14 protein-coding genes are annotated in these 12,657 nt (G+C 72.6%); 6 read left to right on the plus strand and 8 right to left on the minus strand.

Annotation, left to right across the window (positions count from 1 at the left end; translation table 11 throughout):
- Positions 1 to 36: 36 nt before the first annotated feature.
- A complete protein-coding gene (locus tag ABZ919_RS01265) occupies positions 37 to 1,464 on the minus strand; it encodes an MFS transporter (protein WP_361240930.1) in 1,428 nt (475 codons plus the stop codon).
- Positions 1,465 to 1,653: 189 nt separating this feature from the next.
- Here ABZ919_RS01265 and ABZ919_RS01270 point away from each other — a divergent pair, with 189 nt between their 5' ends.
- Positions 1,654 to 2,232 carry a helix-turn-helix domain-containing protein gene (locus ABZ919_RS01270; protein WP_361240932.1) on the plus strand — a complete coding sequence of 193 codons (579 nt, stop codon included), beginning with the start codon at positions 1,654 to 1,656 and terminating at the stop codon, positions 2,230 to 2,232.
- A gap of 16 nt (positions 2,233 to 2,248) precedes the next feature.
- Here ABZ919_RS01270 and ABZ919_RS01275 read toward each other — a convergent pair whose 3' ends face one another.
- Complete coding sequence (locus ABZ919_RS01275; RefSeq protein WP_361240935.1) at positions 2,249 to 2,764, minus strand: hypothetical protein; 516 nt, start codon at positions 2,762 to 2,764, stop codon at positions 2,249 to 2,251.
- 129 nt (positions 2,765 to 2,893) lie between these two features.
- Between ABZ919_RS01275 and ABZ919_RS01280 the strand changes: the two genes are divergently transcribed.
- Positions 2,894 to 3,238 carry a cupin domain-containing protein gene (locus ABZ919_RS01280; protein ID WP_361240938.1) on the plus strand — a complete coding sequence of 115 codons (345 nt, stop codon included), beginning with the start codon at positions 2,894 to 2,896 and terminating at the stop codon, positions 3,236 to 3,238.
- Here the strand turns inward: ABZ919_RS01280 and ABZ919_RS01285 are convergent.
- A complete protein-coding gene (locus ABZ919_RS01285; protein WP_361240941.1) occupies positions 3,228 to 4,244 on the minus strand; it encodes a LacI family DNA-binding transcriptional regulator in 1,017 nt (338 codons plus the stop codon). The genes ABZ919_RS01280 and ABZ919_RS01285 overlap by 11 nt on opposite strands.
- Before the next feature lie 118 nt (positions 4,245 to 4,362).
- Between ABZ919_RS01285 and ABZ919_RS01290 the strand changes: the two genes are divergently transcribed.
- Positions 4,363 to 5,523, plus strand: coding sequence for a Gfo/Idh/MocA family oxidoreductase (locus tag ABZ919_RS01290; protein ID WP_361240944.1), 1,161 nt, complete (start codon positions 4,363 to 4,365; stop codon positions 5,521 to 5,523).
- An 83-nt stretch (positions 5,524 to 5,606) separates the two neighbouring features.
- On the opposite strand, the gene ABZ919_RS01295 is transcribed toward ABZ919_RS01290, so the two are convergent.
- The gene (locus tag ABZ919_RS01295) at positions 5,607 to 6,218 is read right to left on the minus strand and encodes a poly-gamma-glutamate hydrolase family protein (RefSeq protein WP_361240947.1); all 612 of its coding nucleotides are present in this window, start codon (positions 6,216 to 6,218) and stop codon (positions 5,607 to 5,609) included.
- Between the two features lie 9 nt (positions 6,219 to 6,227).
- On the minus strand, positions 6,228 to 7,259 hold the full coding sequence (locus ABZ919_RS01300) for a LacI family DNA-binding transcriptional regulator (protein WP_361240949.1): 1,032 nt from the start codon (positions 7,257 to 7,259) through the stop codon (positions 6,228 to 6,230).
- 125 nt (positions 7,260 to 7,384) lie between these two features.
- On the opposite strand from ABZ919_RS01300, the gene ABZ919_RS01305 reads away from it, so the two are divergent.
- From ABZ919_RS01305 to ABZ919_RS01315, 3 genes are all read left to right on the plus strand, one after another.
- The gene (locus tag ABZ919_RS01305) at positions 7,385 to 8,551 is read left to right on the plus strand and encodes a phytanoyl-CoA dioxygenase family protein (protein WP_361240952.1); all 1,167 of its coding nucleotides are present in this window, start codon (positions 7,385 to 7,387) and stop codon (positions 8,549 to 8,551) included.
- Between the two features lie 19 nt (positions 8,552 to 8,570).
- Positions 8,571 to 9,359 carry an SDR family oxidoreductase gene (locus ABZ919_RS01310; protein ID WP_361240955.1) on the plus strand — a complete coding sequence of 263 codons (789 nt, stop codon included), beginning with the start codon at positions 8,571 to 8,573 and terminating at the stop codon, positions 9,357 to 9,359.
- A 105-nt stretch (positions 9,360 to 9,464) separates the two neighbouring features.
- Positions 9,465 to 10,469 (plus strand): Gfo/Idh/MocA family oxidoreductase, encoded by a 1,005-nt coding sequence (locus ABZ919_RS01315; RefSeq protein ID WP_361240958.1) that lies wholly within the window; start codon positions 9,465 to 9,467, stop codon positions 10,467 to 10,469.
- Positions 10,470 to 10,515: 46 nt separating this feature from the next.
- Here ABZ919_RS01315 and ABZ919_RS01320 read toward each other — a convergent pair whose 3' ends face one another.
- The 3 genes from ABZ919_RS01320 to ABZ919_RS01330 all read right to left on the minus strand — a co-directional run bounded on the left by ABZ919_RS01320 (position 10,516) and on the right by ABZ919_RS01330 (position 12,657).
- A complete protein-coding gene (locus ABZ919_RS01320; protein ID WP_361240961.1) occupies positions 10,516 to 10,710 on the minus strand; it encodes a hypothetical protein in 195 nt (64 codons plus the stop codon).
- Between the two features lie 130 nt (positions 10,711 to 10,840).
- A complete protein-coding gene (locus ABZ919_RS01325; protein ID WP_361240964.1) occupies positions 10,841 to 11,749 on the minus strand; it encodes a sugar phosphate isomerase/epimerase in 909 nt (302 codons plus the stop codon).
- A gap of 2 nt (positions 11,750 to 11,751) precedes the next feature.
- The gene (locus tag ABZ919_RS01330) at positions 11,752 to 12,657 is read right to left on the minus strand and encodes an ATP-binding cassette domain-containing protein (RefSeq protein ID WP_361240967.1); all 906 of its coding nucleotides are present in this window, start codon (positions 12,655 to 12,657) and stop codon (positions 11,752 to 11,754) included.

The following is a 12,657-nucleotide window of genomic DNA, read 5'->3' on the forward strand; positions in this document are numbered from 1 at the left end:
CACCCGGGGTCTCCCGTGTGATCACGCAGGTCAACCCTACCGCACCTGGACCGGTGTCCGTGCCGACGCCGTCGTGGCGGGGGTCGTCGTGCGGTCCGGGCGGCGGGCCGGGACGAGGAGGGCGGCGCCGGCCGCGGCGAGGCAGAGGAGGGCGAGCAGGGCCCAGGCGTGGGTGTAGCCGGAGGCGTAGGGCAGGCCGGAGGGCTGGAGGCGGCCGGTGACCAGGACGGCGGTGAGCGCGGCGCCGATGGAGCCGCCGATGGTGCGGATGTTGGCGTTCATGCCGGTCGCGGCGCCGGTCTGCTCGGGTGGGACGCTGCCGACGACGAGGTTGGCCATGGAGGCGAAGGCCAGTCCGATGCCCAGGCCGAACAGCCCGGCCACGACGGCGATCTGCCACTGGGCGTCGTGCCAGAGGGTGAGGAAGCCGCAGGCCAGCGCGCCGAGGGTGGCACCCGTGGTGAGGAGCGCCTTGGCGCCGACACGGGGCTCCAGACGGCCCGAGAGGACACCGGAGAGGAACATCGCCAGCAGCATCGGGAGCATGAGGAGGCCGGAGGCGGTCACGCTCGCCCCGAAGCCGTAGCCGGCCGCGGACGGCGTCTGGACGAAGCCCGGCAGGAAGGACCAGATCGCATACATGCCGGCGCCGAAGAACAGGGCCGCCGCGTTGGTGGTCCACACCGCGGGCAGCCGCATCACGCGCAGGTCGATCAGCGGAGTGCGGGAGCGGGCCTCGGCCGTGACCCACACGGCGAACAGCACGACGGCGGCGGCGAACAGGCCGAGCACCTTCGGCGAGCCCCAGCCCCACTGCCCGGCCTGGCTCAGCGGCAGCAGCAGGGCCACCAGCCAGGCGGAGAGCAGCACGGCGCCGTACCAACTGACCTTCCCCTCGGCGCGCTTGGGCGACTCGGGGACGTAGGCCACGGCGATCAGGACGGTCGCGGCGACGATCGCCACGGGGATCCAGAAGAGCCAGCGGTAGTCGAGCGCGGAGACGATCGGCCCGGCGGCCACCATGCCGACCCCGCCGCCCGCGGCGATGACCGCGGACAGGTTGCTGATGCTGCCGCTCACCTCGGCGGGTGCGAACTCGTCGCGGATGATGCCGAAGGACAGCGGGAACAGCGCGCCGCCGGCGCCCTGGACGACGCGGGCGACGATGAGCACCCCGATGGTCGGGGCGAGCGCGGCGACGAGACAGCCGGCGAGGACGGCGAGCAGGACGGCGACGAGCGTGCGTTTCCTGCCGGCGAGATCACCGACGCGGCCGAGGATGGGGGTGAAGACGGAGGCGGACAGCAGATAGGCCGTCATCACCCAGGTCGCGGTCGACTGGGAGGCGTGCAGGGCGTGCTGGACGGTCGGCAGGGCCGGCGCGATCAGGGACTGCAGCATGGAGAACACGCCCGCACCGGTCGCGAGGACCGCGAAGGTGAGGCGGGTGGACTTGCGGGGCATGGGAGAGCCTCTCCGAGAGGGAGCGCTGTGATGGGCGAAAGGGGCGTGCTGCCGGGCACGTCTGCCCACGGCGGAGCCGCCCCGCACTGCTAAAGTGGAGGTGTTCCTCCACTCTAGCGGAGGCGCACCTCCGGTTCAAACCGAAGCGGATGCATTCCTCCGGTTCATCGATTCCTCTGGGAGGCACCAGTGACGGCCACGCCGTTCCCCGTCGGCGAGCTCGTGGCGGCCCGCCGCCCGCACCGCAAGGACGCCGCCCGCAACTACGACGCCCTGCTCACTGCCGCCCGCGAGGCGTTCGCCGAGCACGGCTCCGACGCCTCCCTGGAGGACGTCGCCCGCCGCGCGGGCGTCGGCATCGGCACGCTCTACCGGAACTTCCCCACCCGCCGCGACCTCTTCGAGACCGTCTACGCCGACGAGGTCGACGCCCTGTGCCGGGCGGCCGTGGAGGTCGCCGGCCTGGAGCCGTGGGAGGCGCTGACCGCCTGGCTGGACCGGTTCGCCGGGTACATGGTCACCAAGCGCGCGGTGCGCGAGGCGCTGAACGACGAGTCGGAGATCTTCCAGACCTGCCGGGACTCGATGTACGCCGCCGGGGGCCCGCTGCTGCAACGCGCCCAGCGGGCGGGCGCGGCCCGCACGGACATGGACTTCACCGACCTGTTGCGGATGGTCGCCGGCATCACGGCCACGGCCTTCGACGACGACGCCCAGCGCGACCGGGTCCTCGCGATCGCCCTGGACGGCGTACGCACGGCCCGCTGAGACCAGGGGCCATCACCTATTTGATGAGCGCGTTCGCCACCACCACGATCACCCCGAGCAATGCGTCCCCGGCGCCCATGAGGACCGCCATGGGCCAACTCCGGGCGGACCAGCGGGCGGTGATCAGGCCGAGGACGAAGAGAATCACGATGTTGAGGGCGAACGCCGGGTACTGGACGCCGTTCGGCGACCACCAGCCCCAGCCCGCGCCCGCGAGGAGGAAGACCGTGGGCAGCACGGCCGTGACGAGCGGCCACTCGTCCCGCAGCGCGCGCAGCACGTCCCAGCGGCGGTGCGGGGCGCGCTCGGCGATGTAGTGGGCGTAGCCGTGCGCGAGGGCGGAGGCGAAGGCGGTCACCAGGAGCCACACGGCGTCGTAGCGGCGGCCGGCGGCGGTCGTACGGCCGTACTGGGTGAGCGCCGCCACCATCGAGCTGGCCAGGACGGCGCCGTACACACCGCCGAACAGGACGGCCTCACGTGTGTCGTGCCGCCGGGGCGGTGCCGTGCCGACCGCCGTGGAGTCAGCCATGTCTCCCACGATCACCCGCTGCGCATCCGGCCGCCAGTCCGCGCGCAGCGACGAAGTGTCCTCCCACCAGCCCCGATGCCCCACACACTGTCGGCTTCGGCGGTGCCCGGCGATGGCTAGGCTCGCCGCATGACGCACAGCTTCGCGCTCCACATCCCCGACGCCGATCTCGCACCCGAGCCCCTCGACCCGGGGCAGATCGTCTCCGGGAACCCGGAGGTCACCGGCAAGGTGGTCTGGGAATCGCCGGACGGCCGGCAGATCCGCGGGATCTGGCAGATCACGCCGGGCGTGGTCACCGACACGGAGGCGGACGAGGTGTTCGTGGTGGTCAGCGGCTCGGCCACGATCGAGGTCGAGGGCGGACCGACGCTCACCGTGGGGCCGGGCGACATGACGGTGCTGCGCGCGGGCGACCGTACGACGTGGACCGTGCACGAGACGCTGCGCAAGGCGTACGCGATCAACCTGTGAGGCCGCGCTCTCCCGGAGCAGGTGGTGCGGTCGTCCCCCGGATCTCCAGCGTCGGCGCGGCGAGGTGGACGCTGCCCTCGCCGCCCGTTCGGCCGGACCGGTCGAGCAGGCAGCGGGCGGCGCGCCGGCCGATCTCGTACGGGGAGGTGTCCACGGTGGTCAGCCAGACGTGCCGCAGCCGGGCGATGCTGGTGTTGTCGTAGCCGACGACCGAGAGGTCGCGCGGCACCTCGAGGCCCAGCTCCCCGGCAGCCGAGAGGGCACCCACCGAGGCCATGTCGTTGACGGCGAAGAGCGCCGTCGGCCGCTCCGGGCGGCTCAGCAGGCGTACGGTCCCCCGGTAGCCGCCCTCCTCCGTGAGATCGCCCGGCTCGACGACCGGTGCGGCGCCGTGTGCCCGCATCGCGGCCTCGTACCCGCGCCGGCGCAGCGCGCCGACCGCGCCGTGTCCCGCGAGGTGAGCGACCCGGCGATGGCCGAGGCCGAGCAGGTGCTCGGTGGCGAGCCGGGCTCCGCGCTCGTCGTCCCCGGCGACGACGTCCACGCCCTGCGGCCGGGGCTCGCGGGCGCCGGCCACGACCACCGGCATCCGGCGCGCCAGAGCGCCGAGACCGCCCGCGTCCGGGACCGTGCCGACGATCACCAGTCCGTCGACGCCGAGGTCCAGGAAGGGTTCGGCGAGGTCGTGCCCCATCCGCCGGTTCAGCCGGGCGTCGGCGAGCAGCATGTGCAGACCGGCGGCGTGCAGCGGGGAGTTGAGGCCGTCGAGGAGGTCGACGAACCACGGGTTGCGCAGATCGTCCAGGAGCACGCCGACGGTGCGGGTGCGCTGTTCGCTCAGGCTGCGGGCGGCCGCGTTCGGCCGGTAGCCGAGGTCGCGCACGGCTCGCAGCACCGCCTCCCGCTTGCCGGGACTGACCGGTCCGGAGCCGCGCAGCACGAGCGAGACCAGCGACTTGGACACCCCGGCCCGTTCGGCCACGTCACGGATGGTCGGCGGTCTCATGGCATGGACCGTTCCATGCGGCGTGCCGCGCTGTCAAAGGGTTGACACGCCAGCCATGTCCGCACAAAGGTGACCAGGCGAGAACATGGACCGGTCCAAGTAGCCCGGGAGGGCTGTCATGGTGGATGAGCTGGGCGTCGCCGTCGTCGGGTTCGGCTGGATGGGCCGGGTGCACGCCCAGGCGTACGCCCGTCTGCCGCACCACTATCCGCGGCTCCCGCTGCGCCCCCGGCTGGTCGCGGTCGCCGAGGAGGTGCCGGGGCGGGCGGAGGCGGCCGCGGAGCAGTTCGGGTTCGCCTCCGCCACCCGCGACTGGCGCGAGGTGGCCGCCGACCCGCGTGTGCGGGCCGTCAGCATCACCGCCCCGAACTTCCTGCACCGGGAGATCGGCGTGGCGATGGCCGAGGCCGGCAAGCACATCTGGATCGAGAAGCCGGTCGGACTGACCGTCGCGGACGCCCGCGCGGTCGCCGACGCGGTCGCCGAGGCCGGCGTGCAGGGCACGGTCGGCTTCAACTACCGCAACGCGCCCGCCGTGGAGTCCGCCCGCGATCTGATCGCCTCCGGCGAGATCGGCGCGGTGACCCACGTCCGCATCCGGCTGTTCAGCGACTACGCGGCCCATCCGGACGGCGCCCTGACCTGGCGGTACGAGCGGGCGCGCGGCGGCAGCGGGGTGCTCGGCGACCTGGCCTCGCACGGCGCGGACCTGGCCCGCTTCCTGCTCGGCGGCATCGTCTCGCTCACCGCCGACACCGCGGTCTTCCTGCCCGAGCGTGCCCGGCCGGACGGCGCCACCGCCGGCCACGCCCTGGCCTCCGGCGGCGAGCCGGGCCCGGTCGAGAACGAGGACTACGTCAACTGTCTGCTGCGCTTCGCCTCCGGTGCCCGCGGGGTGCTGGAGGCCTGCCGGGTCTCGGTCGGCGAGCAGAACAACTACGGCTTCGAGGTGCACGGCACGAAGGGAGCCGTCTTCTGGGACTTCCGGCGGATGAACGAGCTGGCGGTGAGCCGGGGTTCGACGTACCAGGACCAGCCGGTGAGCACGGTGTACGTCGGGCCCGGGGCCGGTGAGTTCGCGGCGTTCCAGCCGGGTGCGGCGAACGCGATGGGGTACGACGACCTGAAGGTGATCGAGGCGTACCGGTTCGTGCGGTCGGTCGCGGAGCGGGTGCCGTACGGCACGACGCTCGCCGACGCGGTGCAAAGTGCGGCCGTGCTCGACGCGATGACGCGGTCGGCCCGGACGGGTTCCTGGGTCGAGGTCGAGGGTGGCTGAGGGCTCCCCCAGGGGCAGGAGCCGTCGTCATGCGTCCGCTGCGGCGTCGTGACCGGCCGCGCCCACACGGCGGCGGCCGCACGTCAGCACAGCCCCGCGCTCCTGAGGGATGCTGTCCTGCCCAGCGCTTCGACGCCCGCCGCCAGCGCGTCGGCCACCCGCCCCGGTGGGTTGTCCGTACCGCCGCTCGTGCGAGCCGGGAGGGGAAGTTCCACCTGGACTCCGCCGAGCGGGGTCAGGTTGACCGGGTTTCTGGGGTGCACGCCGCGCAGACCGGAGGGGATCGCCGTCAGGTCGGTGACGGCCGGGAAGCGCGGGGCGTGGGCGGTGAGCGCCTCGGCGAGGACCTGGGCCGCCTCCCGGTGACGTCCGCCGAGGAAGACGGAGTGCGGCGCCTCGGGCCGCATGTGGCCGTGCAGGGACACGGTGAGACGGACCCGTTCGAGGAACTCCCGCAGCAGAACGCAGTCGTCGGCCGCCATGCGCGGCGACGGGATGTGTACGGGCCGCCGGGCGCCCGGCTGGGTGAAGACCAGACTGGTGGCACCGCAGCGACGGGCCACCGTCTCGGCGAGCTGGGCCGTGCCCCCTTCATTACTGCCGTGCAGGGCGAGCAGCCCGATGCCGCCGCGGCCCGGTACGAGGGTCGCCACCATCGGCACCCCCTCGATCTCCACTTCTTCGGTGCGGGTCATCGCTCCCCCTCAGACGTCCGTCGGCGCGGGCATGTTGTACGGCGTGACGACCTGGATCGCCGACGGCAGCAGCGGACCGGCGGGCGGCAGGGCGCCGTGGAAGCGCATCACGGCGTGACAGGCCTCGCGTAGATCATGCCGCAGGTCGTGGTGGAGCACGGCGGACAGGCGGTGTGCGCGCAGCAGGCGGGTGTTGTCGTGGTCGAGGTCGTGGGCGATGAACACCGCGCACTCCCGGCCGAGGTCGGCGAAGGCCCGCAGGGTGGCGTCGTTGCCCCCGCCGATGGAGTACACGGCCCTGATCTCCGGGTCCCGTTGCAGGGCGGCGCGGACGAGGTCGTACTGGGTGGCGTCCAGGCCCTGCCCCTCGGTGATCTCCACCAGGGTGCGCTCGGGGTGCCGGGCGCGCATCACGCTCCTGAATCCCATCTCGCGCTCCTCCTCGTTGCGGAAGAAGCCGCTGCTGAGGCTGGTGAGGACGTTGCCGGGCCGGTCGCCGAGCCACTGGCCCATGAGATACGCGGCGGTGGCGCCGGCGGCCCGGTTGTCGCTGCCGACGCAGCCGATCCGGCCGCTGGCGGGCAGGTCGGTGACCAGGGTGACGACCGGGATGCCCGCCGCGGTGAGCCGGGCCACGGCGGCGGTGACCTCGGGGACGTCCGGCGCCTTGAGGATCACGCCCTGCGAACCGCGCCGGGCGATCCGGTCCAGGGTCCGCACCTGCTCGGGTGCCGGGCCGGTCTCCCGGAAGTGGAAGCGCGAGCGGACCACCGCCGGACGCAGCCCGGGCAACTCGGCCTCCAGGGCGGCGCGTACGGACGTGGTGAACCGCTCGGGCGCCTGCACCACGATGTCGACCATGAACGTACGGCCGACCAGTCGCACCTGGGTGCGCTGCCGGTCGAGGTCGGCGATGGCCCGGTGCACCTCCTCGGCGGTGCTCTGGCGCACCCCTCCCCTGCCGTTCAGCACACGGTCCACCGTGGCCTCGCTCAGACCCGCCTGACGTGCGATCTCCCGGATCGGGAAGGGATGACCCATGGACCGGCTCCTTGAGGGGTTTTTGATGGCCTCATGCTGGTTGTTCGAGGGGTTTGTACTGACAAGAATGACAGGGCCGCGTCGCTCGTGTGGGCTGAAAGCCCGTGATCGAAAGAGGGACACCGATGTCCGTCGCCTCCGTGCCAGGCCGCGCCTGGCTGTCCGAACAGGACTGCGACCTGGACGCCTTCCGCGCCCTGATCGACCGCACGACTCACCTCGCGGACTACCCGCACGCCGCCTCGGTGACGGGAAACGTCCTGGTGTACGAGGGCGAGCGGCTGCGCACCGCCGGGGACCGCGACGCCCTGCGGGCCGAGCTGGTGCGGGCGTTCGCCGACGGCCCCGGCATCGTCGTGATCAAGGGCGCCTGCCCGGACCCGTCCGTGGTCGACCGGCTCACGGCCGTGTTCGAGGCGCTGATCGCCGAGCAGCGGGCCTCGCGGGCCACCACCGGCGACCACTTCGCGAAGCCGGGCGCCAACGACCGGGTGTGGAACGCGCTCGAGAAGACGGCCCTGTACGACCCGGAGGCGTTCGCCGACTACTACGCGAACGACGTCCTGGCCCTGGTCTGCGCGGCCTGGCTGGGCCCCGGCTACCAGGTGACCTCACAGGTGAACGTGGTCAACCCGGGCGGCGCCGGCCAGACCGCGCACCGGGACTACCACCTCGGCTTCCTGAGCAACGCGGCCGCGGCGGCCTGGCCGGCCCATGTGCACCGGCTCTCGCCGGCACTCACCCTGCAGGGCACGGTCGCCCACTGCGACATGCCCGTGGAGTCGGGCCCGACGCGGTATCTGCCGTACTCGCAGCTGTACGAGCCGGGCTACCTGGCCTGGCGGCTCCCGGAGTTCCAGGCCTACTTCGAGGCACAGCACGCACAGCTCCCGCTGGCCAAGGGCGACGCGGCCTTCTTCAACCCGGCGCTGTTCCACGCCGCCGGCACCAACCGCACGGCGGACGTGCGGCGTACGGCGAACCTGCTCCAGGTGTCCTCCGCCTTCGGGCGCGCGATGGAGACGGTGGACCGGGAAGCCGTGGCGAACGCGGTGTTCCCGGTGCTGCTGCGGCGCGCGGCCGAGGGTGCCGGCACCGAGTGGCTGGAGAACGTGATCGCGGCGAGTGCCGAGGGCTACCCCTTCCCGACCGACCTCGACAGCGACCCGCCGGTCGACGGTCTGGCCCCGCCGGCGCAGGCGGACGTGGTGCGGTGCGCGGTGCGCGAGGAGTGGACCCCGCAGCGGCTGCGCGCGGAGCTGCGGGCCGGCACCGAACGCCGCGAGAGCTGAGGGAGGCCGGGGACGGGTCATGGAACTTCACGGCGGACTGCTTCGGGAAAAGATCGTCCTGGTCAACGGCGGCAGTCAGGGGATCGGTGCCTCGATCGCGCGGGCAGCCGTCCGGGAGGGCGCCGTCGTGGCGGTCACCGGCCGCCGTACGGAACCGGGTGAGGCGCTGGTCGCCGAGCTGGCGTCGGCCGGGGGCAGGGCGATGTTCGTACGCGCCGATCTGGCGGACGCCGGGCAGGCCGGGGCGGCCGTCGCCGAGGTGGTCGACGTCTGGGACCGGATCGACTGCCTGGTGAACTCGGCGGGACTGACTGCCCGGGGGACCCTGCTGGACACGACGCCGGAGCTGTTCGACGCGCACATCGCCATCAATCTCAAGGGGCCGTTCTTCGCGATGCAGGCGGCGGTGGCCGACATGGTGGCCCGCAAGGCACCCGGCACGATCGTCAACATCATCACCTCGTCGGCGCACGGCGGCCAGCCGTTCCTGGTGCCGTACGTCGCCGCGAAGGCAGGCCTGGCAGGCCTGACCCGCAATGCGGCGCACGCCCACCGCTGGGACCGGATCCGGATCAACGGCCTGAACATCGGCTGGACCGCCACGGAGGGCGAGGACGCCACCCAGCGCGCCTTCCACGGCGCCGGCGACGACTGGCGGGAGCAGGCCGCGGCGAAGCTGCCGATGGGCAGACTGGGCCGGCCGGACGAGATCGCCGACTTCGTGGTGTTCCTGCTGTCCGACCGGTCCGGGGTGGTCACCGGGTCGGTGATCGACTGGGACCAGAACGTTCTCGGCGGACTCGACTGAAAGGAACCAGCCCGCCGTCCGGCGATGCAGGACGAGCCCGAAGGACGAACGGGTCCGGGGCGGAGCCCCGGCAACAGAAACCTCGCACAAGGAGCTGCGGAGCACATGCGCATCGGAATCCTCGGCCTCGGCCGCATCGGCGCCTTCCACGCCGAGACCCTCTCCGGACTCGACGCCGTCGAGTCCCTCGTCGTCGCCGACCCGTTCGCGGACGCGGCCAAGGCCGCCGCCGAGCGGTTCGGCGCCGAGGTCGCGGACTCCGCGGAGGCGCTGCTGGCGGCCGGGGTGGACGGCCTGGTCGTCGCGGCGGCCACCGACGCCCACCCCGCGCTGATCCGGGCCGGCGTAGAGGCCGGCGTCCCCGTCTTCTGCGAGAAGCCGGTCGCCCGCAGCATGACCGAGGGCGTCGAGGTGCTGCGGGCCGTGCAGAACAGCGGCGTGCCGATCCAGATCGGCTACAACCGCCGCTTCGACGCGGGGTTCATCGCCGCGCGGGCCGCCGTCCGGGCGGGCGAGCTGGGCGCGCTGCACACGGTCCGCTGCACCACTTTGGACCCGGCGCCGCCGCCGGCCGCGTACATCGCCGCTTCCGGGGGCATCTTCCGCGACTGTTCCGTGCACGACTTCGACATCATCCGCTGGGTGACGGGACGTGAGGTCACCGAGGTGTACGCGGTCGGCGGCAACCGGGGCGCCGACTACATCAGGGCGGCGGGGGACGCCGACACCACCGGCGCGATCCTCACGCTGGACGACGGCACCCTCGCGGTGGTCTCCAACTCCCGTCACAACGCCCGGGGTTACGACGTGCGCATGGAACTCCACGGCTTCGCGGACTCGATCGCGGTCGGGCTGGACGACAAGCTTCCGCTGCGCTCGGTCGAACCCGGCGTCACCTTCCCGGCGGGCATCCCGCACGACTTCTTCATGGACCGCTTCGCAGAGGCCTACCGCGCCGAACTCACCGCGTTCACCGAGGTCGTCGCCGGCACTCGCCCCTCCCCCTGCACCGTCGAGGACGCCCTGGAGGCGGGCTGGATCGCCGAGGCCTGCACCCTGTCCCTCCGGGAGCACCGCCCGGTGACGCCGGCGGAGGTCCGGCAGGGGTGAACGGCCGAAGAGGCGCCGGGCGTGCGCCCGGCGCCTCACGCGTGTCTCAGCCGCAGTACCGGATCAGCCACTCGTCCGGGTTGTAGGTGTCCCGGGCCGGGTCGGGTGTGGTGGCCGGGCGGGTCTCCACCGTGTCCTCCGGGCGTATGCGCTTTGGCAGCGAGCCGAAGCGGGCGCGGCGAAGGACCGCCGCCTCCGCCGTGTCCTGCGCACTCTCGCGGGGTTCCCTGCGCTGCGTCATCTCGTCCTCCCGTCTCCGCGGGCGTCCCCCGTCATCACCGACAACGCCGCGTGCCCCCGGTTGGTTCCCGGCCACCCCGGATCCGAATCCGTCGTGGTTGCGCAGGAACCCGGGGGCACGCGCCGGGGTGTCAGGCCCCGCAGGACCGCAGGAACCGCCGTGTCCGCACGGCGATCGGCAGCGGCTCGTCCGGCTCGCACGGGTACATGTCCTGCTCGACGATCGCGAACAGCTCCACACCCAGCCGCTGTGCCGCCTCCAGGACGGGTCCCAACTCGGGCACCCCGGCGGGCGGTTCGCACATCACTCCGCGCTGCACCGCCGGCCCGAACGGCACCTCGTGCGCGATCACCTCGGCGAGGACGTCCGGGTCGACCTGCTTGAGGTGCAGATAGCCGATGCGCTCGCCGTAGGTCTCGATGAGCTTGACGCTGTCCCCGCCGCAGTAGGCGTAGTGCCCGGTGTCCAGGCACAGGTTGACCAGCTCGGTGTCGGTCGAGTCCAGGAAGCGTTCGACGTGTTCCTCGGTGTCGATGTGGGTGTCGGCGTGCGGGTGGACCACGATGTCCAGGCCGTACGTCTCCTTGACCTCGTGGCCCAGCCGTTCCATGCCCTTGGTCAGGTGTGCCCACTGCTCGGCGGTCAGCTCCGGCGGCTCCAGGATCTCGGCGGTCTTGTCGTCCCGCCAGAAGGAGGGGATGACCACCAGGTGCCCGGCGCCCGTCGCCCGGGTGAGTGCGGCGACCCGGCTGACGTGGGCCCAGGTCTCCTCCCAGACGGACGGGCCGCGGTGCATGCCGGTGAAGACGGTGCCCGCCGAGACCCTCAGGTTCCGCCGGGCCACCTCGTCCCGCAGGCGCGCCGGGTCGGTGGGGAGGTAGCCGTAGGGGCCGAGTTCGATCCACTCGTAGCCGGCCTCGCCGACCTCGTCGAGGAAGCGTTCCCAGGGCACCTGCCGCGGGTCGTCGGGGAACCAGACGCCCCAGGAGTCCGGGGCCGAGCCGACCCGGATGCGGTCCAGCGGGGTGGGGGTGGCCATGGTCAGGGCGTCCCTTCCGCAGAGGGAGCGACCGGTGCGGTGAGGTCGCTCTCTTCCGGGAGTTCCTCGGTGTCGACGCCGCGAACCTGGGCCAGTTCGTGCTTGAGGGCGGCGAGTTCGGCTCCGCCGGCCATGTGATTGGTCAGTTCCTCCAGGCTGACCTCGCTGCGCGAGGCGGACAGCTCGAGGGTGCCCAGGCGCAGGACGCTGAAGTGGTCGCCGACCATGTAGGCGTGGTGGGGGTTGTGGGTGATGAAGATGACGCCGAGACCGCGGTCGCGGGCGGCGGCGATGTACTTCAGCACCACACCGGACTGCTTGACGCCCAGGGCCGCGGTGGGCTCGTCCAGGATCAGGACGCGGGCGCCGAAGTAGACGGCGCGGGCGATCGCCACGCACTGGCGCTGGCCGCCGGAGAGGGTGCCGATGGGCTGTTCCAGGTCGTCCAGGACGATGCCCATGTTGCGGAGCTCCTCGTCGGCCGTGGCCTTCATCCGGGCGATGTCCAGCCGGCGGACCGGCCAGGGGCCCTTCGTCATCTCCGAGCCGAGGAAGAAGTTGCGCCACACCGGCATCAGCGGGACGGTGGCCAGGTCCTGGTAGACGGTGGCGATGCCGCGGTCGAGGGCCTGGCGCGGGCTGGAGAAGCGCACCGCGGTGCCGTCGACGAGGAACTCGCCCTCGGTGTGCTGGTGCAGCCCGGAGATGATCTTGATGAGGGTGGACTTGCCCGCGCCGTTGTCACCGAGGACGCAGGTGACCTGGCCGGCATGGACCTTCAGGTCCACGCCGTGCAGGGCGCGGATGTTGCCGTAGGACTTGCCCGCCGCGCACAGCTCGACCAGCAGCCCGTCCGGGGCGGGCGGCGTGTCCTGCACGACGGTGCCGTGGGTGTGGTTGTCGGTCAT

The sequence above is a fragment of the Streptomyces sp. NPDC046759 genome, assembly GCF_040645475.1.
In the GTDB taxonomy this organism is placed as follows: Bacteria; Actinomycetota; Actinomycetes; order Streptomycetales; family Streptomycetaceae; genus Streptomyces.